This window comes from Rhodoferax sp. GW821-FHT07G04 (genome assembly GCF_059418585.1).
Genome location: NZ_JBWKQD010000005.1, coordinates 144,833 through 167,101, shown reverse-complemented (window position 1 = coordinate 167,101; position 22,269 = coordinate 144,833). Strand labels below are relative to the sequence as shown.

Below are 22,269 nucleotides of genomic sequence, written 5' to 3'. Positions count from 1 at the left end.
GGCAGCGTCTCGCGACGGATGCCTGCCCCAATAAAGGCCTTTCGGCTATTGCGTGGGGGGCTGCTCCACGTCAAATACAGGTGAGGCTCCATGCGCCTGGCCGGCCATGATGGTCGCCTGCGCTTGATTGGCCTCGCTCACCACCTTGGCTTGTCGGTCCAGGTGGTGGTTATTCAGTTCACCAATGGTCTTGATGCGATCCGTCTCCGCTTGTGCCGACTTGATCTGCAATTCCTTGTCTTTCAATGCCAGCTCAGCCTGCTTGTCCGAAAGCTGCTGCTGCAGCGCTTGCATTTGCTGGTTCATCTGGCCTAATTGCTGCTGCAACGTGCCCACGGCCTGCTTTGCCATCTGGTCCTGGTGCTGCAGTTGCCCCTGCAACTGCTGTACGGCCGGGGGCGGTGCGCCCTTGTTTTGGATCTGGGGTGGAAGCATGGCTTTCAGCCTCGATGCAACTTCTTCCGCCCCGGGCCAATCCAAATTCTTGGCCAACAGATCACCAATCAATGGTGCAGACTGCGGGAATGAGTGGATGAAATCCATCATCTGCGCCGCGGCCTCTTCGCGCTTGGTGGTGTAACCTGGGCCACTGCTGACGGTCACGTCATACTTACCAGTGGTCAGGTCAAACACCTTGGTGATGCCTTCGAGGTGTTGCTCTGCCGGTTCGTATCGGTCATCGTCTCCGTCGCCATCCTGATCAACAAACCCCGCACCAGGCTGCGCAGGAGTACCCTGCTGAGCGCCCGGCGGCATCACCGGCTGATTCACAGGAACCTCGTAGCTGCTGCCATCTTCCTTGAGGCAACGCAGAATGCGAGGCACGTTGTAGACCTTCGGGATCAGGTCGACAATGATGCGGCCGGTGTGTGCGATTGCCCGATTGCGGTTGTCAATGAAGTTGAACGTGCTGACATCACCCTCGCGCTGGCGGGCATGAATAGCAACACCGCTCGTCTCGTTACTGCGTGCACCAAGGCTTGCATCGTGCAGGCCCATGATGTTTTTCATGTCGTCGCTGGCTGTCAACGCTTCTTGCATCGCGCCCGCTGGAACACCGGCAAAGGCCTGGCGCTGTGGTGGAGCCTCGCCTGGAACAGGGTCGTACTCCATGAACGCATGGCTGGTGGTGTTCGCGCTTTGCCATTTCTGCGCATCAGTCGTGAACGCGCCAGTAGCGCCAATAAACGGAGCCTTCGGAGCCAGTGCAACCAGTTCGGTCGTCGCCGTGCGCCAGTAGTTGAACATGCGCTGCGGGTCTTTGGCGAAGCGCACCAGCGACTGAAAATAGCGCTTGCCGTTGACATTGATCTCATCGCCATAGACCGGCACGATTGGGATGTACTTGCCCTGCCAGTCATTGGTTTCGAGAACCTGCTTGCCGTTGATGATGCGCTGCGTCACCTTCCATGTGCGACTCATCCGGTCGCCTGCGACCACGATTCCCTCCACGTCGCACAAATCCTTGATCTTGAGGTATTCAGCTTCCTGCATAACGCTGTCGTCAGACAGGCGCAGCAGTTTTACTGGGACCTCTTTGCGTGTCCACCATTCGGCCACGCGCAGTTGCTTGTCGGCGAACCACAGAGCCTCCAGCTCGCTGCTCTGGTATGCGTCAAAGCTGATGGGTTCTGCGTCCGGCCACTTGAGTTTGAACGCCTCCTCGGTGTACATGTCCGTGATGAACGACCGCTTCCAGTCGTCACTGGTGGCGCTGGTGGACTCGTAGCAGCGATACACGCTGAACGGGTTTGCCACGCGCTCCAGCAGAATGTCCTGGTCAAAAGCATCGTCGTGCGCATAGTCCGTGCGCACCACCCAGTAGCCGAATCCCATCGTGACCGCAAAGTCCAGCCCCGTATCGTAGGCAATATCCGCACTGCTCACGGTCTCAATGTTTCGGATGATGTCGTTCAGAATCTTGGATGTCTGGACATCTGCGCCGCTACCAACTGGCTTGGTGATGATGGACGGCCGCGACTGACGCGCATCGTTGGTCACCTGTTTGATGAACGCCGGCAGCCGGTTAATGGTCAGGCATGGGCGGCCTTCATTCTGGCGCTGCGTTTTCACATCATCGGGCCACTGCTTGCCCAGGCGGGAGAACTCCAGATCGTCCTGGGATTCCTCGCGCTGCTCCCTCTCGGCGTCAACGCAGGCTTTGAACTCCTCCTGCGCTTCCTCCAAAAGGTCTTTTTCTGTAGCCATCAGCCCATCCAAGATTTGGCCGCCACAACTGCTGGGCGGGGTTTGTTCACTCCGGCACGCCGCGCGCCCTCACAGGCGTATCGCAGCGCGTCGATCACGTGGTTGTTTTTGTCCTGCAGCACCGGCAGCACTCTGCTTGTCAGCGGGTCCAGCTTGTAGCTGTACAGGGTCAGTTCGTCGATGGTGTGTTTGCACCGTGGATGCACCACGATGTCAAAGCTGCGCAAGAATTCCACGCCCTCCTCAAGACTCCTGGCACCCTTCACCGCCGGGTAAATCTTGGGGAAGCCGTTCTTGCGCATGTGGCTGATCGTCTCGGGCCTGGCGCTGTCGGCCGTCATAGCCCACTTCTCAGCCTCCGGCACCGTCATGAACAGCGCCGGCAGGTCCACAATCTCGCAGCCAACCCGGTAGGCTTCATAGTCGACAAACAGCTTGTTGCCAACGATGTGGCAGCGCACCAGCACACTGGGGTCGACGCTGAACCCCCAGTCAGCGCCAAGCCGATGGAGCGCATCAGTGGGCGCTTCAAACTCGCGCACTTCCCAATTGCGAAATACACGGGCCTCGCTGTTTCGCTGGTACTCTCCCAACCAAACGTGCGCATACTTGTCAGGATCGCGCCGGCGGTCGTATTCCATTTCGACTCGCAACACCTCGGGCAACCATGGGTTGTCCATGTAGTTGGCCTGCACCACAACAGAGTCTGGCGGCGGATCAGCCCCACGCAACAACTGGTCCACAGGATCCGTGTCCAGCGCCGGGTTCCATGAAAACCACAGCTGACTGTTCGGCTTGCGGATCGTCGGCCGCAACATCGTCAGACTCTTCTCGCTGGCCGTCTGCGCTTCCTCAAACCACGCCCTATCGAACCCCTCCAGCGACTTGATGCTGTCCGCCGTGTGGTTCTGCATCCCTTCAAAAATCGTTGTGCCGCCGAGCCGGGAAAGGATGCGCCGGTCTTGCACATCAAAGTAGGCGCCGGCATTGAAGCGCTCGATCTTCGACTCCAGCAGCTTCTTGACCGAGAACTCCAGGCTCTTCAGGGTCTCGCGCAGACACACGAAGTCGTGCTTGCCGCTCACGCTTTCATCAAGCCACAGGTCCGCGAAGAAGTTGGACTTCGCACTGCCGCGGCCCCCATGGGCACCGAGGTACCGGGCCCCTTTGTTCAACAGGGGGACGAATACCTCGGCAACATCAATTGCGAGGACGGACAATTCGTCGCTCGATAGCCGTGAACACGAAGGCCCCGCCTTCGCCTGGACCTTGCACCGTCATTGGCAGGACTTTGCCGACCAACGCCAGGAATGCAGCAGCCGTTTTCGGATCGTTGGCTCGCTCCACTAAGTAATCAACACCCCCCGACTTGTCCAGTGCGCCCAGGATCATGTCCTTCAGGGCCGCTGTGTTCTTGTTCGGCACGCCCTTGCGGTTGCCGCGCTTCTCAGGTGGTTTACGGCCACTTTTCGCCACTTTTGCGGTCGGGGTTGTCATGGTTTGGGTTCCTTGCGGATTGTCCAGATGTAAAAAAGCCCGCCACTGCTGCCAGTGCGGGCGAAGATCAGATAGGGAACTGATCAGGGAGTTCAGATTAGGTGCGCCACCGGCCAGAACCGAGGCTGGCAGTGTTCAGATTTTCAGTCCTAGACTTGCCGTATATCCAAAGATAGACATCGGTGGCGCAGCCATTATTTATCACGTGACACTGCAAAAGTCCACTGAATCACCTAACTTTTGGGACGAACCTGCAATGAATGCAGTGATCCCATGTGCTAACCTAAATTTCCACTATTCGTCAGGGGGACTACCACAATGAGCCACAAGAAGATTCTGGTCCTAACGCTACTAGGCGTTCTCATAGTCTGGGCGGGGTCATCATTCCTAATCACCCAACTCATACCAGGCTGGCCAGAGCGCGGTCAGTTCGGAGATCTCTTTGGCTCGGTCAACGCGCTCTTCAGCGGACTCGCTTTTGTCGGACTGACGTACGCGATTGTTCTTCAGCAGTCGCAAATAGCAATGCAACGGGAAGAGCTAGCACTCCAGCGTGACGAGCTAAAGCTGCAGCGAGATGAAATGAAGGCCTCTCGCGGAGAACTGGAAAACCAAACCCGTGCCCAGAACGCCATGTTCAAAGCGACCGTCGCACAGTTGCAAATGACCGCCAGCGCTTCACTTATCGATTACTACAAAATCCAGTTGACAGACCACATGAACGACATGAGCAAGAATCTCATTCGCGCCCAGATTCTTAATCGAGCAAACAATATGGAATTGCTTGCCAAGAGCCTTGAACAGTTCTCCCCTGACCTGCCAGGCCCTAACGAGTACTCCGAAACCCATGCAGACGCTGAAGCACCAACGTCTGCGCCGTCTTGATAAGAACGTCAACGTTCTCGGCGCTCTGCATATCCACCAAACAAAAAAGCCCTCGTATTGGAGGGCTTTACGTCTAAGCTACCGGCACCGCCGCCTCCAACATGGATGGGCGACTCCTATGCCATTGCTCAGTCGTTAGGTGGCACGATACCAGAAGTTTTGGGAAAGTGCAAGCGGCCGGGCAACTTGAGTTCTACCATTTTGATTGCTCGAAGTCGCCATGATCTTGTCGGATTTGGTTCAATTCGATTTGGTCAGTAGCAGGCAACTGCAGCCCGCATGTCACGCATTTCAAGCTGCGCTCCTTCCCGTCGTAGTCTTCCAGTTCGGCCGTACAGTTGGGGCACCAAAGGTACGGAGCCATTTCAGGATTACGCGGCGGTGAAGTGGGAGCATCAACGCCATAGACCGCCCGGCGGATTGAGTATCCAAGCCCTGGCGAGTATCCGCCGCCGGCCGTCGCGGCGGTGCAGCTAAATCGCCCTCCTCGCTCCTCAATTGCTCCGGCACAAATTGGGCAGTGCAAAGTTCTCATGATGTCTACCTATACATCCCGATTGATCAGCATCTGGCGGCCGTCACGAAGGAGCTGGGCCAAGCCGCCCATGGTGGTCCCCAGTTGCTTGCAGGCTTTGTTTGGACTCACCGGCTTGACGTACGCCCAGTTGACCGCCGCGCGGTGGGGCGCCGGCAGTGCGGACACCCCTTTGGCAATCTTACAGGCGTCGGCAGAGTCCAACGAGCTTGGCTTGGCATCGCCACGCACCCGCGGCGGCGGTGGGCATAGCCTGAACATTGGCGATACCGATGGTGCGCTGCTGCCGTTGCACCACCTACCCCAGTTGAGGAGGCGCCGGTCAATTTCGCGTTGGTGCGGCTCCACCTGGTTGAAATCAATTTGTTGGGTCATGGAGCGTGCGTTCCCGCTTCAAGCTTTACCAACCACAGAGGAATGTGGCGCGATCGCTTCACGTCGCACGGTACCGCGATGGCTGTCCCAATCGCATGTCAACAGGCGCGTGCCCTCGCGCAGCCTGTCATAGCTGCGGTCACCCATGGCGGCCTTGAGCTCTGAAGTCGTGAGGTTTGACAGTACTACCGTGGGCCGCTCCAACTGATAGCGGCGATCAACGATCTGGAACAGTGTCTCCATATCGTTGTCGGTACCGCGGCTGACCCCAATTTCATCAATCACCAAAAGGTACCGCGTGCCCAGGTGCTCCAGGAATTGATCCGTGGTGGCCAGTCCATCGCTCTGTGCCCAAAAATCAAGCGGCTCCTTGTTGCTGGCCCAGCGCGCACGCAACGCCGTTTGAATTTCGTTGAAGCTGAGCATGCATGCGGACATGCCGCGTTCTCGAATGACGTGCGAGACCAGGGCGGCGCCCAGATGGGTTTTCCCGGTACCAGTTGGCCCCAGTAGCCACAGGCCGCCCCCGGAAGTTCTGGTGAATGTCGCAGCGAACTGCTTCACCGCCTCCAGAACATTGCGCTGCTTGGCACTGGTGACCACGAAGTTGTCAAAGGTTGCGCGCAGGTTTCTCCCGACCAGGCCGCTATTGCGCAAGTTGTATTCCAGCATTTGCTTGGCCTGGGCTTCTTCCTCTCTGCGCTTGAGCTCAGCCTTGGCCGCTTCGCGCTGGTCCTCCAGTTCCTGTTCGCAAGCTGGGCAGCGAGTGTAGTGGCGGCCGAACAGCTGGCGCGCTTCAAACGTGCCGTGCCTTTCGCAGCAGTCCGTACGGCTTTCGAGCACTGGCAACAAAGCGGATGATTTTTCAGGTGATGGTTCCATCTTCAGTCACTCCTTCGTGGTAGTTCTTTTGGGCAAAGCCGGTGTGTTTGCCACTGGATTTGACTTGTTGCTTGCCGGCGCCCTGCCCAGTCCGATTGGCGTACCAACCAGCGTTGAATCCTTGCCATCCGGCTTCGCAACAAAAAGTGATGACCTCTACGATGGAGAGCCCGACTTTGGCCCCTTCACGTTGAAGGCCAGAAATAGCCGTAGCTGTCAGGGGCCCCGCTCGTTTGGCCTTTCGGACCGCCATGAAGTCGTTCAGCAAGGATTCCGAAACGCCGTCAATGTGCGTAACACTTACTGGTTCCTTCTTGGTTCCATTACTGGTTCCATTACTGGTTCCGCCCCCCGTTTTTGGGGGTCTTTTGCGGGAAATTTGGGGGTCTTTGACCGGAAAAACGGGGGTCTTTACTGGAAAAACGGGGGTCTTTCCGTCAGTTTCAACCGCCCCAAATTTGGGGGTGTTTCCGGGAAATTCGGGGGTCTTGGCCGCGCCATCAATATCCCCGAAAACGGGGGGATTTGGCTCCTGGACTTCAATTCTTGGGTAGGGTGCAACAGCCCCAAAATTGGGGGTGTTGAGCCGATACACGATGACTTGGCCTGTGCCACCTTTTCGCTCACCGGTGTCGACAATGAATCCACCCTCTCGCAACCGGCGCAGGCCTGCTTCCACGGTTTTGACGTCTTGGCCAGTGCGGTCGGTCAAATGACGATAGGAGGGCCAACACTGCATCTCAGCGCTCCCATCCGCATTCACACAGTCCGCCATCGCGACCAAGACAAACTTGGCCGACGATTTTTGGACGGACTGCGCCAGCGCCCAGCGAATGGCTTCGAAGCTCACTCAGCATCGCCTCCACCCAAAATGGCTGAACAAGCGCTACTGGCCATCAGATGGTCCCCTTCTTGATGTCGCGGTCGTACTGCGCGAATGCGGCTGCCAGCACTGCCGCCTTCAAGTGCTCGAGATCCATGGGGTAGCCATGAAAGCTGGTGTCACCGTCTTTCAGGAATGGGAAGCTGCTGGCCAATGTGTCCAACAGGTCTGCCACCTCTCCGTGCTCTAGCGCGGCCGCACGCAGCCGTTCGATCGTACGCACGTCGGGACTTCCGGGCCTTTCGGGTGAGCTCTTACCTGTGGTTGGTGGCGTAGGTGAATCGAGAGTTATAGGCATGCGGCCTCCTCAGTTGGTGGTGCTGCCCACCGCAGCGTTTCGTCCTGGCCGGCCGCGCCACGCAACGGACGCAGGCACATGTCAGGGATCGTCGAGACAAAAAAGATCTCGCCCAAGAGAGAAACAGCGCGAAGGGGACGGTCGATCTCCCACACTGGCCCAAGAGATTCCAAAGTGTTGTTGTGCCCGGCCGGACGCAGCCGAACGCATGTAACGATCTTCCCTTCGTTGCCGGCCCAACTGCGGACGACAATGGCCAAGTCTCCTGGTTCGCAATTCATGCCGCGGCCCTCACATGAAAGGTCTCCATGAGGACCTTGACCTTCATCTCGGCTTCTGCGGCACGGCGCTCGGCAGCCTCTGCCCTGCGCTCGGCCTCGGTTTTGATCTGCACCAGCGTGCAACCCACTTGATAGGCCATCCATTCCAGATAGATGGTGTTGCCAACAACTTGGCAGAACTGGGCAAGGAGGTCCGCCTGCAGAGTGGCGCTGCCAGCTTTGATGCGGCTGAAGTAGCCCGCATCCAGCCCCAGTGAGAGATAGACCTCTTTGTCTTCGAGGCCTGATGACTGAACCGCCAGCGCAAAGGCGGCGGCGGCCGTGCGTTGGCGGTGAATCATTTCTATCGGCACGTCATTGGGGGCAGCACGGCTGACCAAGGCGAGTTCGCCCTGGTTGTCATCCCGGCTCAATTTGTTTGACGGCACTTGACTACCCCCTGTGAGCAAAAAAAACGGACAGTTGATGCATGTCAGACCTCAACCGCCTCACGCTCGCGAATGCACTCCCAGAAGTCATGCTCGAAGTGCATGTGCGCCGCTGTCCCGGCTGGGTATGGATTGGCGATGTGGACGTGCTGGCCGCTATTGACTGCGGCGCGGGCCAGGTCGCGGATGGTGTCGCGCAGGACGATGGGTTCGATGGCCATGGCTCAAGCCCCGCCTGCTACGGTATTTGTAGCTGCTTGCGCAATGTTTGCGGAGGCTAGAGCGTGGTTTTGCTCAGGCGCCAGGTGCTTCAAATCGGGCCAGATGAGCCAAAAGTCATCTGGGCGCAACTCCTGGCGGGAAACGGCACCGTTGGTCAATTCCTCGATGGCAACCGCAGCCCTCACTGGCACAGGGCGGTTTTTGTTTGCCCAGTCAGATACGTCAGGGCCGTGAGCACCGATCGCCTTAGCAAGGCGAGTCACCGCTCCATGCCCCTCCTGCTTTAGATATTTCGCAAGTTCCATAGCCGTCACTTTAGCCTAAAGCTTAATCTTATTCAAGCTTTTGGCTACTTTATTTTTTTAGCTTTTTGCTTGAACATACCGAACCCTATGAAATCTATTGACCAGATCAGACGAGACAACCTAGCGCTGCTTCGCACCCAATTCGGAAGCCTGCGGGCCTTGGCGGCAAAACTGGAGCGGGATGAGTCCCAAGTTAGCCAGTGGATGCAGGGCGCCTTGAACTCGGGTACCGGCAAGCCCAGGGGTATGCGTAGCGACACAGCTCGGTACATCGAAACGTGCGTGGGGAAGCCGACTGGGTGGATGGATGCAGCTCACGACAGCTCCATTGGCGGGGTGGACACTGGTGTGCAAATTGCGCCCGGCAACCAGTCTTATCCCTCAATCAGAACCCTAGTCTTTTCACACTCAGGAACATTTACAGGGCAAGCTGGCGGTGCAGGTCTACCGTTGTTTGACACCAGTTGGTACCAAGCCCGCGGTCTCGTACCAGGAGCGCTCATGGCCGTTACCGTGCACGGCGACAGCATGGCGCCAAAGATGCAAGATGGTGACCTGGTGCTTGTGAACACCGAACAGACAACGCCCAAGGACGCGAGGATTTATCTGGTGGCCTACGAAGGGGAATTCGTCTTTAAGCGAATGGTGCGTGATGCTCCTACCTGGTGGCTCACGAGTGACAATGCGGATCAGAACCGCTTTCCGAAGAAGGTCTTCAACGAAGAGCACACCAAAATCATTGGCGAGGTGGTGTACCTGCAAACGGAGAAGGTTCATTGAGTGCCAGACCTCCGTGCGCACCGGGCCTATGAAGGCTTTGCTGCCCCACTGTATGAAGATTGCTCTCATATTCATAGCTGCAAGCCTAGTTTGTACTGGGGCTAGCGCAAGAATTCACCGTAGCCACGCGGTGCTACACGCCTTCGTCAAACAGCAAGCGTGCCCCTCCACTGGCCGCCACCGACTGCCCTGCCCAGGCTGGCAGATCGACCACAAGATACCGCTGAAGTGCCATGGGCCGGATGCGATAGACAACTTACAGTGGTTGACCATCCAAGAACACAAAGAGAAGACCAGGCTGGAGGCAAAATCGTGCCGCCCTGCAAAGCCTCAAAAAGAGGGGATATTCCGGTGATGCTCTTGAAAATGTTAACTCATAGGTTAATATTGTGAAGGTAAGAGTACTTGCAAGCGGCGTCCATTCGGTCGTTGCAACGATGGAAGGGGATGAATGTCCGGCCCAGTCGTTTTTGATCAATGGGCAAAAGACGACTGCAGCTTCTAGGCGTGCACTTGCTGAATTGCTCGACAAGGTCGCCAAAGAAGGGCTGCAAGGACTACCGCACTCGCTATCACATGAGGTCGACAAGAAGGATGGCATTTATGAGTTCATCAAAGGGGATCTCCGCTTGTTTTATTTCAAGGGAATCAACGGTCAGATCGCAGTTTGCGTCTGTGGCGGTATGAAGAAGACCCAGAAGGTCGACCAAAAATCGGTAGCCAAAGCCGCTCGAATGAAGGATCAGTACTTCAATGCGGTAAAGAATCAAACTCTGGAGGTAGAAGACGATGGCACTCAATAAAGCACTACAGGCTTTTGTTGACGAGGGAAAAAATGACGACGCCTATTGGGTTGAACAGGCGAAGATGAACTTCGCGTTCGCCCTGGAAAAGCAGCGCAGTGCGGCGCGCATGACCCTCACTGCGCTATCCCAAAAGCTCGGTACCAGTCTCGCCTATGTTTCAAAGATCTTCAGAGGCGACACAAACGTGACCATCGAATCTATGGTCAAACTCGCGCGTGCGACTGGGGGTCAGCTCGACATCCAGATTGTTGACGCGCGGGTCACGTCTCACAATTGGGACCTCGATAAATTGGTCGGAATGAAAGTCATTGGAGCCACCCCGCAAGCTCCTGTCACTGTGTCTGCGCACAATTCGGCCAATAGCTCAAAGTTTGATATCTTGGAAGTGGCATGACGGCTCCCATGCAACACCCCATCACGCTGCACGAACTAGTCTTTATCCGCAGCGTCGTGATTGCAATTCCTGGCCATGAGCCTAAAGACAAAACCATCACGCTCAACCCAACAAACGACTTGGGTGTAGCACCAGTGGAGGGGCGTCCGGGCTGGTACAACGCGTCTTTCCGAAGTGTCGTCAATCAAGAATCTGACGTAAATCTGCCCTACCACATCGATATGGAATGCATTTGCGTACTTAGGGCTGATGACAGCCTTACGCCAGAAGAGGCACTGCGTGGAGCTACGATTACAGCAAACTCGGTACTGTTTGGTGCGATTCGAGAGGCGGTAGCTTGGATCACTGCACGCCAGCCATTTGGCCGAGTCTTGTTCGGACTGTCAGTTCTGCCAACAGCTCCTCCGCCTGAAGGCGCTAAAGCGCCGGCGGCCGCAGCCAATTGAGACAGCCTAACCGCTGCACTACTTAAACCGCCCCCGAGGCGGTTTTTTTACGCCCGAATGGCGCCCTTACCCACCCACCGCGATCCAACGGTCCACAGCATCTTTCAACCGCTGCACCGCCTTGGAGTGCTTCGCGCTCCTGGGCCCATGCCGACGCCAAGCCTTGGCCGCGTCAGCCACGGCCAGCAGCAGAACCGCTCCATGATCCACATCGCGCTCCTGGGCTTCAGTGGGTTGCTGCACTGTCTTATCCACAATATCCCTTTCAACCGCCCCGGAGCGGCTTTTTGCTCCCGGGATGGGATGCGTCGAACTATTGTAGCTTCAATTTAGCCTTTAGCTTGACTTTAAGTAGCCTATGGCTACAATATGGCGGCTGGGGTATATAGCCTCCGCCCTCCCCTCAACGCACACGAAGGACGCCATATGCAAACGAACCATCATGCAGTCGCACCCACAGCAGGAATGATTGTTGATCCCCGCTTCTTTGTCGGGGACCAGACCCAATTCGCCTCACCCTACCAAATGGGTCAGGTCACCAATGCGCGCCCACGAAGCGTCGGCTATCGCATCGAAAGCGATGACGAAGACCTGGACTTGGTATTTCACGCCTCGTGGTACGCGGAGCATGGCCTCAATCCATCCAAGCTGTTCGCCATGCGCGCCCACGACCAGGAGATGTCACCCCGCATCAATGAAGGCGATACGCTGATCGTCAACACTGAATCGACGATGCCACTTGATGGGTGTTGCTTTTTGTTCAGCCGCGGCTCGGACGCATTCATCCGCCGCGTGCATCGCAACAATGGCACTTGGTGGATCAGTGCTGACAATACCAACAGCATCCACCACCAACTGCAGCGCCTGACCGACGACATCATGATCATCGGCCAGATCGTGCACAAGCAGAGCCATCAAATCTGAACGCGATGAAAAAGCTTTGGAACTCCATCCCACCCTTGATCCAGCGTGCCATAGGCGGCGTGGCTATCGTATTTGCCGTCGTACCGGTTGTGAAGCTGCTGGCGCTATGGGTCAACTTCTGGAACTACTTGCTGCCATGAAGCAACTATTTAGCCTAGTGGCTCGCAGGCCTGCACACCAACCTGCCGGTATTTCCAAGGCGCGAGAACGTAATGAATCGAAACAGTATTGAGGTGCGCGCGTGAGCGAGTTGAACCGCCAGCAACTCTGTGCAGCGCTGAACGTCAGCGAATCAACAATCCGGCGCCTGGAGGCCGATGGTCTACCATTTACGCCAGTGGGGGTCAGGTCCAAGCGCTACGACCTGGCCGAGTGCAAAGCGTGGCTCAAGGTAAATCAATGTCAATCTGGGAAGACAAAAACGGCCGTAAACACGTCGGCATTATGGTCGGCGGGCAAAGGGTTCACCGAATCCTGCCGGAAGGTACAACTGCGAGTGATGCCAAGCGCATAGACGCCGAGTTGCGCGGGGCGATGATCAAGTCGCCCAAGGAAGTGAACATCCCAGGCGACCCTCCCATGACGGGAGTGCTCGCGCTCTACATTGAGCACGCCAAGGGCCTACGCAGCTCCGACACGTCCGAATACCACGCCCTGCGCTTGGGCCGCTGGGCCGAGAAGTACAAGGCCAGCGAAGCCCGACAGTTCGCCGCCCACGTCATCAAGGACATGAGCAAGAAGGTCAAGGACGAGAAGACCGGCGAAATGAAACCGGCGTACGCGCCGGCAACCATCAATCGCAGCCTGGCCACTGCGAAGAAGGGTCTGGCCCTGGCGTGGGAAAAGAACCTGACGCCAGAGAACTACGGTCTGCGCATCAAAGGCGTGGCCGTCAACAACAAGCGCGAGGTGTTTCTGGAGGTGCCGCAGGTCCAGCAAATTGCACAGCATTGCACAGAGCAGGTCCAAGCGGCCATCTGGGCTGCCCTGCTGACTGGAGCACGGCGTGGCGAGATTCTGCAGATCCGTCGTGAGCACATCGGCCGCGACACTATCACCCTACCCAGCAGCCACACCAAGACGCTGAAGACGCGCGTGATTCCCATCGTGCCGGCGCTGCGGCCCTGGCTCAAACACTTTCCCCTCGAAATCACGTTTGAAGGCGTGAAATCGGCTTGGCAGCGTGCGCGTGTTGAAGCGGGCCTCGAGCATGTCAACTTCCATGACCTGCGCCACAGCTGCGCCAGCATCATGCTCGGGCTAGGCGTGGACCTGTACACCATCGGGGAGATTCTTGGTCACAGCAACGTGCAGACCACGAAGCGGTATGCGCACCTGCAGATTGACCGTCAGCGCGCAGCCCTTGGCAAGCTGGGTGACCTGGTGATGCCACCAATGAAAAAAGCCCGTAGCGGCCAAAAGACGCTACGGGCTTAAATTACACCATCCGTTTACACAGGCTTCCGATTTGCTATTGCTTTTGTAGCTGGAAACCCTCGTATTCATTGGTGGGCAGTACAAGTTTCGAACTTGTGACCCCTGCAGTGTGAATGCAGTGCTCTACCCCTGAGCTAACCGCCCTGATTATTCATCAGAATAGCCTTAAATTATACAACAACTTTCAGGCCAACTTTTTCCAGACAGTTTTGCCGCCGCTGGATTTGTCAATTTGTGTCAGTACCTCATCGTGCGCTGTCAACTCTTGGGCGTTGGCGGCGAGTACCGGCAGCTCAAATCCGCGCAGGTCGATCTGTATCACTTTGGCCCCTGTTTCGCTGGGTGAGCCCACTTCCATCAATAGCGCGTCCTGGCCCCGCGTCATATTGATGTACACATCGGCCAGCAATTCGGCGTCGAGCAAAGCGCCGTGCAAGGTACGCCCGGAGTTGTCCACCTCCAGGCGGTCGCACAGGGCGTCCAGACTATTGCGTTTACCGGGGAACATCTCCTTGGCCATGACCAAGGTGTCGATGACCGAGCCTATGTGTTTCTTGAAGGGCGGGTAGCCGGCGCGCACCAGTTCAGCATCCAAGAAGCTGATGTCGAACGGCGCATTGTGGATGATGACTTCGGCACCGGCCACATAGTCCAGCAATTCCTGGGCGATGGCATGGAACTTGGGCTTGTCGCTCAAAAACTCGGTGGTCAAGCCGTGCACGCGCAAAGCGCCCTCGTCGCTGTCCCGCTCGGGGTTCAGGTAGAAATGCAGGTTGTTGCCGGTGAGCTTGCGGTTGACCAGCTCTACGCAGCCGATTTCGACCATGCGGTCTGGGTTGTGCTCCAGGTTGGCGTTGAAACCGGTGGTTTCCGTGTCCAGAATGATTTGGCGCATCAGTGGTTCTCTTTGGCGTGGTTGATGGAGTACTTGGGTATCTCCACCACGACGTCCTGCTGCGCCAAAAAGGCCTGGCAACTCAGCCGGGAGGTCGGCGCCAGCCCCCACGCACGGTCCAGCAGGTCTTCCTCAGACTCATCCAGCTCATTGAGCGATGCAAAACCCTCGCGCACGATGACGTGGCAGGTCGTACAGGCGCAGCTCATGTCGCAGGCATGTTCGATGTTGATGTGGTTTTCCAGCAAAGCTTCGCAGATGGAGGTGCCGGCTGGGGCGCTCACTTCGGCGCCTTGCGGGCAGTACTCGGGGTGCGGCAGGATTCGGATGGTGGGCATAAGTCAGATGGATTCAATATTCTTGCCTTCGAGCGCCTGGGCAATGCCCTTGTTCATGCGCAGGGCGGCGAAATTTTCAGTGGCCAGGGCGAGGGCCTTGCTCAGGGCTTCGATACCGGCCGCATCAGCCCCCGTGCGGCCCTGCGCCAGCGCAGCCATTGCCGTATCGATGTCGGCACGCTCTTGGGTGTTCAGCAGGTCGGCGTCGGCCTCCAGCGCACTCTGGATGGCCAGCAGCAAGCGGTCGGCATCGACCTGCGCCTCGACAACAGCACGGGTGCGGATGTCCTGCTCGGCCGTCGAAAAACTGTCCTGCAGCATTTGCGCAATCTGCGAATCGCTCAAACCATACGATGGCTTGACGTTGATGTCGGCCTGGACCCCACTCACCTGCTCGTGTGCGGACACGTTGAGCAAGCCGTCGGCATCGACGGTAAAGGTCACGCGAATGCGCGCTGCACCGGCAGCCATGGGCGGGATGCCACGCAGTTCAAACCGCGCCAAGCTGCGGCAGTCGCTGACCAGGTCGCGCTCACCCTGCACCACGTGCAAGGCCAGGGCGGTCTGCCCGTCCTTGTAGGTTGTGAAATCCTGCGCCATGGCAGTGGGAATGGTCTGGTTGCGCGGCACGATGCGCTCCACCAGGCCGCCCATGGTTTCGACGCCCAGCGACAAGGGAATCACGTCCAACAGCAACAAATCGCCCGCCGTGTCGTTGCCCGCCAGCTGATTGGCCTGGATGGAGGCACCCAGTGCCACCACCTCATCGGGATTCAGGTTGTTCAGGGGCGCGCGGCCAAAGAACTGGGCGACGGCGGTTTGCACCTGGGGCATGCGGGTGGAGCCACCCACCATGACGACGCCTTGCACGTCCTGCACCGACAGGCGGGCATCGCGCAGTGCCTTGCGGGCGGCGGCAATGGTACGGGCCGTCAAATGGGCGGTTGCCGCCTCGAACTGGGATTGGCTTACGTCAAAATGCACGCTAGCCCTCGTCAAATCGGCATGGAATGCTACTATTTTTGTAGTAGATAGTGCTTCCTTGCAGGCACGGGCCGCAACTTTCAAGGTGGCTTTGTCCGCAGCATTGGCGGCTTGAGCGCCGGTTTGGGACAGCACCCAGTCGGCCAACGCATGGTCGTAGTCGTCGCCGCCCAAGGCCGAGTCACCGCCGGTGGCGACCACTTCGAATACGCCCTGGGTCAGCCGCAGGATGGAAATGTCAAAGGTGCCGCCACCCAGGTCGTAGATCGCGTAGACGCCTTCGCTGGCATTGTCCAGGCCGTAGGCAATGGCTGCCGCGGTAGGCTCGTTGATCAGGCGCAAGACCTTGATGCCGGCCAATTGCGCGGCGTCCTTGGTGGCTTGGCGCTGGGCTTCGTCAAAGTAGGCGGGCACAGTGATGACGGCGCCATACAGGTCGTCGTTGAAGGTGTCTTCGGCGCGGTAGCGCAGCGTGGCCAGGATGTCGGCGCTGACCTCGACCGGAGATTTTTCTCCAGCCACGGTCAGCACACCCAGCATGCCGGTGTGGTCGGCAAATTGGTAGGGCAACTTCTCCGCCCCGGCTACGTCCGCCAGGCTTCGGCCCATGAAACGCTTGGCTGATGCAATCGTGTTTTCCGGGTCGCTGGCCAAAGCTGCCTGTGCCGCATGGCCAATCTCGCGTTTGCCCCCCTCCAGGTAGCGCACAACGGATGGCAAGATGACGCGCCCCGCGTCGTCGGGCAAGCATTCGGCTACACCATTGCGCACGGCTGCCACTAGGGAATGGGTGGTGCCCAAGTCTATGCCGACCGCGATGCGACGTTCATGCGGATTCGGCGCCTGGCCTGGCTCGGAAATTTGTAGAAGCGCCATTTTTGTTTGTATCCATTCGGGGCAGCGCAGCAAGCCTATCGCGCGGCTGCGTCCCCTACCCCAGGTTTCAGGTTTCCAACTTGTCAAACGCCAGATCGAGATCGTGCGCAAACTTTGCAATGAACATCAGCGCACGCACCGACTGCACAGCAGCCGGGTAGTCGTGCGCAACGTCCAGATACTGCGCGCACTCGCCAATGAGGGCACGCTGCGCAGCCTCTACATTGTCGCGCAAGGCATTGAGCGTTTCGTCGTCATGGGCTTCATCCAGCTCCTCACGCCACTGCATTTGCTGCACCAGAAACGCGGCCGGCATGGCCGTGTTGCTGTGCGCGTTGATGGGGGCACCGGCCAACTCACACAGGTAGGCGGCGCGCTTGAGGGGGTCTTTGAGGCGTTGGTAGGCCTCATTGATGCGTACTGACCACTGCATGGCGACACGCTGAGCGGCCTCGCCCTGGGCCGTGAACTTGTCGGGGTGGGCCTCGCGCTGCAGGTCTTTCCAGCGCGCGTCCAGCGCCGCGCGGTCCTGGGCGAACTGCTGCTTTACGCCGAACAGTTCAAAGTCGTTGGATTGCAGGTTCACACGCGGAAGGACTCACCGCAGCCGCATTTGTCGCGCTCCCGCGGATTGTTGAAGCGAAAGCCTTCGTTCAATCCTTCGCGCACAAAATCCAGCTCGGTCCCGTCCAGGTAGGCCAGGCTCTTGGGGTCAACCAGCACCTTGACGCCATGGCCTTCAAAAACCAGATCCTCGGGTGCCAACTCGTCCACATACTCCAGCTGGTAGGCTAGACCGGAGCAACCGGTGGTCTTGACACCCAGGCGCACGCCCAAGCCCTTGCCGCGCTTGGTCAGGTAACGCGTAACGTGGCGAGCGGCGGCTTCAGTCAGTGTGACGGCCATTTCAGTTCAAATGCTTTTTCTTGTAGTCATCCACGGCCGCCTTGATGGCGTCTTCGGCCAGGATGGAGCAGTGAATCTTGACGGGGGGCAGTGCCAGTTCTTCGGCGATCTGGCTGTTCTTCAGCGCCGCCGCTTCGTCCAGCGTCTTGCCCTTGACCCATTCGGTCACCAGCGAGCTGGACGCGATGGCCGAACCGCAGCCATAGGTCTTGAAACGTGCGTCTTCGATGACGCCGGTTTGGGCATTGACCTTGATCTGCAGCTTCATTACATCGCCGCAGGCGGGGGCACCCACCATGCCGGTACCTACACTGTCGTCGCCCTTTTCAAAGCTGCCGACATTGCGGGGGTTTTCATAGTGGTCAACGACTTTTTCTGAATATGCCATTTTGATTTCTCCTTAATGCGCAGCCCACTGGATCGTGGAAATATCGATACCGTCCTGGTACATCTCCCACAGCGGGCTCAGGTCACGTAGCTTGGCCACGTTCTTCTTGATGGTGTCTACGGCGTAGTCAATGTCGGCCTCGGTGGTCCAGCGGCCGATCGTCATGCGCAGGCTGCTGTGGGCCAGTTCGTCACTGCGGCCCAGGGCGCGCAACACATAGCTGGGCTCCAGCGAGGCAGAGGTGCACGCGGAGCCGGACGACACCGCCAAGCCCTTGATGCCCATGATCAGCGATTCGCCTTCCACATAGTTGAAGCTCATGTTCAGGTTGTGCGGCACGCGCTTGTCTTTGTGGCCGTTGATGAAGACCTGCTCAATGCCTTCCAAGCCCGCCAACATGCGGTCGTGCAGGGCCTGGATGCGGATGTTTTCGGCATGCATCTCTTCCTTGGCAATGCGGTAGGCCTCGCCCATGCCGACGATCTGGTGCGTGGGCAGCGTGCCGCTACGCATGCCGCGCTCGTGTCCACCACCGTGCATCTGCGCTTCCAGGCGGATGCGGGGCTTGCGGCGCACAAACAGCGCACCAATGCCCTTGGGGCCATAGGTCTTGTGCGAGGTCAGGCTCATCAGGTCGACCGGCATCTTGGACAGGTCAAACTCCACACGGCCGGTGGCCTGCGCAGCGTCCACATGGAAGATCACGCCCTTTTCACGGCAGATAGCACCAATGGCGGCGATGTCCTGGATGACGCCGATCTCGTTGTTGACGAACATGACGCTGGCCAGGATGGTGTCGGGGCGGATGGCTGCCTTGAACACATCCAGATTGACCAGACCGTCTTCCTGCACGTCCAGGTAGGTGACTTCAAAGCCCTGGCGCTCCAGTTCGCGGCAGGTGTCCAGCACGGCCTTGTGCTCGGTCTTGACGGTGATCAGGTGCTTGCCCTTGGACTGGTAGAAGTGCGCCGCACCCTTCAAGGCCAGGTTATTGGATTCGGTTGCGCCGGACGTCCACACAATCTCGCGCGGATCGGCGCCAATAAGGGCCGCAACTTGTCCGCGGGCCTTCTCCACGGCCGCTTCGGCCTCCCAGCCCCAGGCGTGGCTGCGCGAGGCCGGATTGCCAAAGTGGGAGCGCAGCCAGGGCACCATGGCGTCCACCACCCGCTCGTCGCAGGGATTGGTGGCGCTGTAGTCCATGTAGATGGGGAAGTGGGGTGTGGAATCCATATCTGGCTCTTAATTAGTTGAGGACAGAGCTGGCCCGCTGCGCAGGCTGCGGTCTGTCCCGCAAAGTTTCACGACTTCGAAAACGCGTTGCCCAGGGCAAACACGGAATTGGGGGCGTTGATGCGGATGGGCTTGGTAATGGGCATGGCCGAAATGGCGCGCTTGACGCTTGGCTTGTCTTCCACCAGCAGGCCTTTGGCAACCTGGTCATCCACCAGCTTTTGCAGCGTGACGGAATCCAGAAACTCCACCATGCGCACATTCAGCGCGGTCCACAGGTCGTGGGTCATGCAGCGCGTGCCCTCGCCCTGGCAGTTTTCCTTGCCGCCGCAATGGGTGGCGTCAATGGGCTCGTCCACGGAGACGATAATGTCGGCAACGGTGATATCGGAAGCCTTGCGTGCCAAGGTATAGCCGCCGCCCGGGCCACGGGTGGACTCCACCAGTTCGTGGCGGCGCAGCTTGCCAAACAACTGCTCCAAATACGACAGCGAAATCTGCTGGCGCTGGCTGATAGCAGCCAAAGTCACCGGCCCGCTGCTTTGTCGCAAGCCGAGATCAATCATCGCGGTGACCGCAAACCGGCCTTTGGTAGTGAGACGCATGGAAAACTCCTTCAGTCCTACTTGGTTGACTATTCCACTCAAGTATACCAAAAAACCTAGGGTTTTCCTCAGGTATTCAAATTAAGCGCCAAACACCCCTACTTGCCGGCGCCAGAAAGGCTCACGACGTTGTCGCTGCCTGGCGCACCAAAGGCCTGTTCTTTCAGGATGTGCAATTGGTCCCGCACCTGGGCCGCTTTTTCGAACTCCAAGTTGCGGGCGTGCTCCATCATCAGCTTCTCCAAGCGCTTGATTTCGCGGGAAATGTCCTTCTCGCTCATATCCTCGACCTGGGCGCGCTGCAGGGCGTCCCGCTCCAGGCGTTCGGCCTCCTTGCCGGCCTTTTCGCTGTAGACGCCGTCGATGAGGTCGCGCACCTTTTTGACGATGGCCTTGGGCGTGATGCCACGCTCCAGGTTGTGGGCAATCTGCTTCTTGCGACGCCGCTCGGTCTCGCCGATGGCGCGCTGCATGGAGTCGGTAATCTTGTCGGCATACAGGATGGCGCGGCCATTCAGGTTACGGGCCGCCCGGCCAATGGTCTGTATCAGTGAGCGCTCGGAGCGCAAGAAGCCTTCCTTGTCAGCATCCAGAATCGCCACCAGCGACACCTCAGGAATGTCCAGCCCCTCGCGCAGCAGGTTGATACCCACCAGCACGTCAAAGGCGCCCAGGCGCAGGTCGCGCAGGATCTCCACCCGCTCCACGGTGTCCACATCGCTGTGCAGGTAGCGCACCTTGACGCCGTTATCCGTCAGGTAGTCGGTCAGCTGCTCGGCCATGCGCTTGGTCAGCGTGGTGATCAGCACGCGCTCATTCTGCTCGACCCGCGTGCGGATTTCCTGCAGCACGTCGTCCACCTGGTGGGTGGCGGGGCGCACCTCCACCTCAGGATCCACCAGGCCCGTGGGGCGCACCACCTGCTCCACGACCTGGCCCGCATGTTCCTGCTCGTAGGTGGACGGCGTGGCCGACACAAAAATCGCCTGCCGCATGCGCGACTCGAATTCGGCAAACTTCAGCGGCCGGTTGTCCAGCGCGCTGGGCAGGCGGAAGCCGTATTCCACCAACGTGGTCTTGCGCGAGCGGTCGCCCAGGTACATGGCCCCAAACTGCCCGATGGTGACGTGGCTTTCGTCCACAAACATCACCGCGTCCTTGGGCAGGTAATCCACCAGCGTGGAAGGCGGGTCGCCCGGTGCGCTGCCCGCCAGATGGCGGCTGTAGTTCTCAATCCCCTTGCAGTGGCCGACTTCACTCAGCATTTCCAGGTCAAAGCGCGTGCGCTGCTCCAGGCGCTGGGCCTCCACCAGCTTGCCTTCGGCCACAAAGAACTGCAGCCGCTCGGCCAGTTCGGTCTTGATAGTCTCCACCGCCATCAGCACCTGGTCCCTTGGGGTGACGTAGTGGCTTCCGGGATAAACCGTAAAGCGCGGAATCTTCTGGCGGATGCGGCCAGTCAGCGGGTCAAAAAGCTGCAGCGATTCGATCTCATCGTCAAACATTTCCAGGCGCAACGCCATCTCGGAGTGCTCGGCCGGAAAGATGTCGATGGTGTCGCCCCGCACGCGGAAGGTACCGCGCCCAAAGTCCATGTCGTTGCGCTGGTACTGCATGCGCACCAGTTGGGCAATGGCATCGCGCTGGTTCAGCTTGTCACCGGTGCGCAACGTCATGACCATCTTGTGATACGCCTCAGGCTGGCCGATACCGTAGATGGCGGACACGGTGGCGACGATCACCACATCGCGCCGCTCCAAGATCGACTTGGTGCACGACAGGCGCATCTGCTCGATGTGCTCGTTGATGGCGCTGTCTTTTTCAATGAACAGGTCGCGCTGCGGCACATAAGCCTCGGGCTGGTAGTAATCGTAGTAGCTGACGAAATACTCCACCGCATTGTTGGGGAAAAACTCGCGGAACTCGCTGTACAGCTGGGCTGCCAGCGTCTTGTTGTGCGCAAACACAATGGCTGGGCGGCCCAGGCGGGCGATCACGTTGGCCATGGTGTAAGTCTTGCCCGAGCCGGTCACGCCGAGCAGGGTCTGGAACACCTCGCCATCGGATACACCTTCCACCAGCAGGTCAATGGCCTCGGGCTGGTCGCCTGCCGGCGGATAGGGCTGGTGCAGCTCAAACGGTGAGCCGGGGTAGCGAATGAATTGGCCTGCGGGTGCTGGCGCGGCATCTAGGTCGGCGATAGGGGTCGGGGCAGACATGTGATGGTTCGGCTAATGGGCAAAGATGGGACTGTAGACCATGCCGTGGGTTTTCGTTGCTGGGGGGCATTGTTGTTCGGATTGTTGTGGTGCGCGCACGCCGGGCCAGCGGTGCGGGCCGATCGCCCCTGGTGCGTGGGCCCTGCGGGCTGCCTTGCGGTGCTCGGGCCGGGCGGGGTCTGGCTAAACTCGCCCTGCAGGCTCAAACAACGCCAGCCCTGATCCGCCCGCCCCAGCGC

General features: G+C 58.7%; 28 protein-coding genes and 1 tRNA gene. 8 read left to right on the top strand and 21 right to left on the bottom strand.

Translation table 11 applies throughout. The features are described 5' to 3' along the window. Positions 1 to 45 precede the first annotated feature (45 nt). The 3 genes from AC07OO_RS21925 to AC07OO_RS21915 are packed head-to-tail and all read right to left on the bottom strand — an operon-like array spanning position 46 to position 3,705. The gene (locus AC07OO_RS21925; RefSeq protein ID WP_495084273.1) at positions 46 to 2,208 is read right to left on the bottom strand and encodes a portal protein; all 2,163 of its coding nucleotides are present in this window, start codon (positions 2,206 to 2,208) and stop codon (positions 46 to 48) included. Continuing rightward, positions 2,208 to 3,428 carry a PBSX family phage terminase large subunit gene (locus tag AC07OO_RS21920; RefSeq protein WP_495084272.1) on the bottom strand — a complete coding sequence of 407 codons (1,221 nt, stop codon included), beginning with the start codon at positions 3,426 to 3,428 and terminating at the stop codon, positions 2,208 to 2,210. Before AC07OO_RS21920 ends, AC07OO_RS21925 begins: the two co-directional genes overlap by 1 nt. Next, a complete protein-coding gene (locus AC07OO_RS21915; protein ID WP_495084271.1) occupies positions 3,409 to 3,705 on the bottom strand; it encodes a hypothetical protein in 297 nt (98 codons plus the stop codon). Before AC07OO_RS21915 ends, AC07OO_RS21920 begins: the two co-directional genes overlap by 20 nt. A gap of 318 nt (positions 3,706 to 4,023) precedes the next feature. Here AC07OO_RS21915 and AC07OO_RS21910 point away from each other — a divergent pair, with 318 nt between their 5' ends. Then, positions 4,024 to 4,590, top strand: a complete 567-nt coding sequence (locus AC07OO_RS21910; RefSeq protein WP_495084270.1) for a hypothetical protein — start codon at positions 4,024 to 4,026, stop codon at positions 4,588 to 4,590. A gap of 544 nt (positions 4,591 to 5,134) precedes the next feature. Here AC07OO_RS21910 and AC07OO_RS21905 read toward each other — a convergent pair. From AC07OO_RS21905 to AC07OO_RS21875, 7 genes are all read right to left on the bottom strand, one after another. Further along, a complete protein-coding gene (locus AC07OO_RS21905) occupies positions 5,135 to 5,500 on the bottom strand; it encodes a hypothetical protein (protein ID WP_495084269.1) in 366 nt (121 codons plus the stop codon). Positions 5,501 to 5,518: 18 nt separating this feature from the next. Beyond that, the gene (locus AC07OO_RS21900) at positions 5,519 to 6,382 is read right to left on the bottom strand and encodes an ATP-binding protein (RefSeq protein ID WP_495084268.1); all 864 of its coding nucleotides are present in this window, start codon (positions 6,380 to 6,382) and stop codon (positions 5,519 to 5,521) included. After that, positions 6,366 to 7,232 (bottom strand): helix-turn-helix domain-containing protein, encoded by an 867-nt coding sequence (locus AC07OO_RS21895; protein ID WP_495084267.1) that lies wholly within the window; start codon positions 7,230 to 7,232, stop codon positions 6,366 to 6,368. Before AC07OO_RS21895 ends, AC07OO_RS21900 begins: the two co-directional genes overlap by 17 nt. A gap of 46 nt (positions 7,233 to 7,278) precedes the next feature. Next, positions 7,279 to 7,488: a hypothetical protein gene (locus AC07OO_RS21890; protein ID WP_495084266.1), complete on the bottom strand. Its 210-nt coding sequence runs from the start codon at positions 7,486 to 7,488 to the stop codon at positions 7,279 to 7,281. A gap of 352 nt (positions 7,489 to 7,840) precedes the next feature. Beyond that, positions 7,841 to 8,272, bottom strand: a complete 432-nt coding sequence (locus AC07OO_RS21885; protein ID WP_495084265.1) for a transcriptional regulator — start codon at positions 8,270 to 8,272, stop codon at positions 7,841 to 7,843. 44 nt (positions 8,273 to 8,316) lie between these two features. Beyond that, positions 8,317 to 8,493, bottom strand: coding sequence for a hypothetical protein (locus AC07OO_RS21880; RefSeq protein ID WP_495084264.1), 177 nt, complete (start codon positions 8,491 to 8,493; stop codon positions 8,317 to 8,319). A 3-nt stretch (positions 8,494 to 8,496) separates the two neighbouring features. Continuing rightward, entirely contained in the window at positions 8,497 to 8,799 is a 303-nt protein-coding gene (locus tag AC07OO_RS21875) for a transcriptional regulator (RefSeq protein WP_495084263.1), read from the bottom strand. Positions 8,800 to 8,886: 87 nt separating this feature from the next. On the opposite strand from AC07OO_RS21875, the gene AC07OO_RS21870 reads away from it, so the two are divergent. From AC07OO_RS21870 to AC07OO_RS21855, 4 genes are all read left to right on the top strand, one after another. Then, a complete protein-coding gene (locus AC07OO_RS21870) occupies positions 8,887 to 9,579 on the top strand; it encodes a S24 family peptidase (RefSeq protein WP_495084262.1) in 693 nt (230 codons plus the stop codon). A 389-nt stretch (positions 9,580 to 9,968) separates the two neighbouring features. After that, positions 9,969 to 10,382 (top strand): type II toxin-antitoxin system RelE/ParE family toxin, encoded by a 414-nt coding sequence (locus AC07OO_RS21865; RefSeq protein WP_495084261.1) that lies wholly within the window; start codon positions 9,969 to 9,971, stop codon positions 10,380 to 10,382. Further along, complete coding sequence (locus AC07OO_RS21860; protein WP_495084260.1) at positions 10,369 to 10,779, top strand: helix-turn-helix domain-containing protein; 411 nt, start codon at positions 10,369 to 10,371, stop codon at positions 10,777 to 10,779. Before AC07OO_RS21865 ends, AC07OO_RS21860 begins: the two co-directional genes overlap by 14 nt. A gap of 8 nt (positions 10,780 to 10,787) precedes the next feature. Further along, entirely contained in the window at positions 10,788 to 11,225 is a 438-nt protein-coding gene (locus AC07OO_RS21855; RefSeq protein WP_495084259.1) for a hypothetical protein, read from the top strand. Positions 11,226 to 11,291: 66 nt separating this feature from the next. Here the strand turns inward: AC07OO_RS21855 and AC07OO_RS21850 are convergent, their stop codons facing one another. Continuing rightward, positions 11,292 to 11,468 carry a hypothetical protein gene (locus tag AC07OO_RS21850; protein ID WP_495084258.1) on the bottom strand — a complete coding sequence of 59 codons (177 nt, stop codon included), beginning with the start codon at positions 11,466 to 11,468 and terminating at the stop codon, positions 11,292 to 11,294. A 183-nt stretch (positions 11,469 to 11,651) separates the two neighbouring features. Between AC07OO_RS21850 and AC07OO_RS21845 the strand changes: the two genes are divergently transcribed. The 3 genes from AC07OO_RS21845 to AC07OO_RS21835 all read left to right on the top strand — a co-directional run bounded on the left by AC07OO_RS21845 (position 11,652) and on the right by AC07OO_RS21835 (position 13,586). Beyond that, a complete protein-coding gene (locus AC07OO_RS21845; RefSeq protein ID WP_495084257.1) occupies positions 11,652 to 12,149 on the top strand; it encodes a S24 family peptidase in 498 nt (165 codons plus the stop codon). 5 nt (positions 12,150 to 12,154) lie between these two features. After that, positions 12,155 to 12,289 carry a hypothetical protein gene (locus tag AC07OO_RS21840; protein ID WP_495084256.1) on the top strand — a complete coding sequence of 45 codons (135 nt, stop codon included), beginning with the start codon at positions 12,155 to 12,157 and terminating at the stop codon, positions 12,287 to 12,289. 439 nt (positions 12,290 to 12,728) lie between these two features. Then, positions 12,729 to 13,586 (top strand): tyrosine-type recombinase/integrase, encoded by an 858-nt coding sequence (locus AC07OO_RS21835; protein ID WP_495084255.1) that lies wholly within the window; start codon positions 12,729 to 12,731, stop codon positions 13,584 to 13,586. 69 nt (positions 13,587 to 13,655) lie between these two features. Here AC07OO_RS21835 and AC07OO_RS21830 read toward each other — a convergent pair. The 10 genes from AC07OO_RS21830 to uvrB form a co-directional block, all read right to left on the bottom strand. Then, positions 13,656 to 13,730 (bottom strand) — tRNA-Val (locus AC07OO_RS21830). 40 nt (positions 13,731 to 13,770) lie between these two features. Further along, positions 13,771 to 14,481, bottom strand: coding sequence for a DNA polymerase III subunit epsilon (dnaQ, locus tag AC07OO_RS21825; protein ID WP_495084254.1), 711 nt, complete (start codon positions 14,479 to 14,481; stop codon positions 13,771 to 13,773). Further along, the gene (gene fdx, locus AC07OO_RS21820) at positions 14,481 to 14,819 is read right to left on the bottom strand and encodes an ISC system 2Fe-2S type ferredoxin (RefSeq protein WP_495084253.1); all 339 of its coding nucleotides are present in this window, start codon (positions 14,817 to 14,819) and stop codon (positions 14,481 to 14,483) included. The genes dnaQ and fdx overlap by 1 nt, the downstream gene beginning before the upstream one ends. A gap of 3 nt (positions 14,820 to 14,822) precedes the next feature. After that, positions 14,823 to 16,679, bottom strand: coding sequence for a Fe-S protein assembly chaperone HscA (hscA, locus tag AC07OO_RS21815; RefSeq protein ID WP_495084252.1), 1,857 nt, complete (start codon positions 16,677 to 16,679; stop codon positions 14,823 to 14,825). 67 nt (positions 16,680 to 16,746) lie between these two features. Further along, positions 16,747 to 17,265 carry a Fe-S protein assembly co-chaperone HscB gene (hscB, locus tag AC07OO_RS21810; protein ID WP_495084251.1) on the bottom strand — a complete coding sequence of 173 codons (519 nt, stop codon included), beginning with the start codon at positions 17,263 to 17,265 and terminating at the stop codon, positions 16,747 to 16,749. Then, a complete protein-coding gene (gene iscA / locus AC07OO_RS21805) occupies positions 17,262 to 17,585 on the bottom strand; it encodes an iron-sulfur cluster assembly protein IscA (RefSeq protein ID WP_315488199.1) in 324 nt (107 codons plus the stop codon). The genes hscB and iscA overlap by 4 nt, the downstream gene beginning before the upstream one ends. 1 nt (position 17,586) lies before the next feature. Continuing rightward, complete coding sequence (iscU, locus tag AC07OO_RS21800) at positions 17,587 to 17,973, bottom strand: Fe-S cluster assembly scaffold IscU (protein WP_326531599.1); 387 nt, start codon at positions 17,971 to 17,973, stop codon at positions 17,587 to 17,589. A gap of 12 nt (positions 17,974 to 17,985) precedes the next feature. After that, on the bottom strand, positions 17,986 to 19,206 hold the full coding sequence (locus AC07OO_RS21795) for an IscS subfamily cysteine desulfurase (RefSeq protein ID WP_495084250.1): 1,221 nt from the start codon (positions 19,204 to 19,206) through the stop codon (positions 17,986 to 17,988). A 68-nt stretch (positions 19,207 to 19,274) separates the two neighbouring features. Then, positions 19,275 to 19,811, bottom strand: a complete 537-nt coding sequence (gene iscR, locus AC07OO_RS21790) for a Fe-S cluster assembly transcriptional regulator IscR (RefSeq protein ID WP_495084249.1) — start codon at positions 19,809 to 19,811, stop codon at positions 19,275 to 19,277. A 98-nt stretch (positions 19,812 to 19,909) separates the two neighbouring features. After that, positions 19,910 to 22,030: an excinuclease ABC subunit UvrB gene (uvrB, locus tag AC07OO_RS21785; RefSeq protein WP_495084248.1), complete on the bottom strand. Its 2,121-nt coding sequence runs from the start codon at positions 22,028 to 22,030 to the stop codon at positions 19,910 to 19,912. Positions 22,031 to 22,269 lie beyond the last annotated feature (239 nt).

Excerpts from the sequence above, each read along its gene's own strand:
- AC07OO_RS21925 (WP_495084273.1), bottom strand. The coding sequence starts at position 2,208 with ATGGCTACAGAAAAAGACCTTTTGGAGGAAGCGCAGGAGGAGTTCAAA.
- AC07OO_RS21915 (WP_495084271.1), bottom strand. The coding sequence starts at position 3,705 with ATGACAACCCCGACCGCAAAAGTGGCGAAAAGTGGCCGTAAACCACCT.
- AC07OO_RS21910 (WP_495084270.1), top strand. The coding sequence starts at position 4,024 with ATGAGCCACAAGAAGATTCTGGTCCTAACGCTACTAGGCGTTCTCATA.
- AC07OO_RS21905 (WP_495084269.1), bottom strand. The coding sequence starts at position 5,500 with ATGACCCAACAAATTGATTTCAACCAGGTGGAGCCGCACCAACGCGAA.
- AC07OO_RS21900 (WP_495084268.1), bottom strand. The coding sequence starts at position 6,382 with ATGGAACCATCACCTGAAAAATCATCCGCTTTGTTGCCAGTGCTCGAA.
- AC07OO_RS21880 (WP_495084264.1), bottom strand. The coding sequence starts at position 8,493 with ATGGCCATCGAACCCATCGTCCTGCGCGACACCATCCGCGACCTGGCC.
- AC07OO_RS21875 (WP_495084263.1), bottom strand. The coding sequence starts at position 8,799 with ATGGAACTTGCGAAATATCTAAAGCAGGAGGGGCATGGAGCGGTGACT.
- AC07OO_RS21870 (WP_495084262.1), top strand. The coding sequence starts at position 8,887 with ATGAAATCTATTGACCAGATCAGACGAGACAACCTAGCGCTGCTTCGC.
- AC07OO_RS21860 (WP_495084260.1), top strand. The coding sequence starts at position 10,369 with ATGGCACTCAATAAAGCACTACAGGCTTTTGTTGACGAGGGAAAAAAT.
- AC07OO_RS21855 (WP_495084259.1), top strand. The coding sequence starts at position 10,788 with ATGCAACACCCCATCACGCTGCACGAACTAGTCTTTATCCGCAGCGTC.
- AC07OO_RS21845 (WP_495084257.1), top strand. The coding sequence starts at position 11,652 with ATGCAAACGAACCATCATGCAGTCGCACCCACAGCAGGAATGATTGTT.
- AC07OO_RS21840 (WP_495084256.1), top strand. The coding sequence starts at position 12,155 with ATGAAAAAGCTTTGGAACTCCATCCCACCCTTGATCCAGCGTGCCATA.
- AC07OO_RS21835 (WP_495084255.1), top strand. The coding sequence starts at position 12,729 with ATGACGGGAGTGCTCGCGCTCTACATTGAGCACGCCAAGGGCCTACGC.
- dnaQ (WP_495084254.1), bottom strand. The coding sequence starts at position 14,481 with ATGCGCCAAATCATTCTGGACACGGAAACCACCGGTTTCAACGCCAAC.
- fdx (WP_495084253.1), bottom strand. The coding sequence starts at position 14,819 with ATGCCCACCATCCGAATCCTGCCGCACCCCGAGTACTGCCCGCAAGGC.
- hscA (WP_495084252.1), bottom strand. The coding sequence starts at position 16,679 with ATGGCGCTTCTACAAATTTCCGAGCCAGGCCAGGCGCCGAATCCGCAT.
- iscA (WP_315488199.1), bottom strand. The coding sequence starts at position 17,585 with ATGGCCGTCACACTGACTGAAGCCGCCGCTCGCCACGTTACGCGTTAC.
- iscU (WP_326531599.1), bottom strand. The coding sequence starts at position 17,973 with ATGGCATATTCAGAAAAAGTCGTTGACCACTATGAAAACCCCCGCAAT.
- AC07OO_RS21795 (WP_495084250.1), bottom strand. The coding sequence starts at position 19,206 with ATGGATTCCACACCCCACTTCCCCATCTACATGGACTACAGCGCCACC.
- iscR (WP_495084249.1), bottom strand. The coding sequence starts at position 19,811 with ATGCGTCTCACTACCAAAGGCCGGTTTGCGGTCACCGCGATGATTGAT.
- uvrB (WP_495084248.1), bottom strand. The coding sequence starts at position 22,030 with ATGTCTGCCCCGACCCCTATCGCCGACCTAGATGCCGCGCCAGCACCC.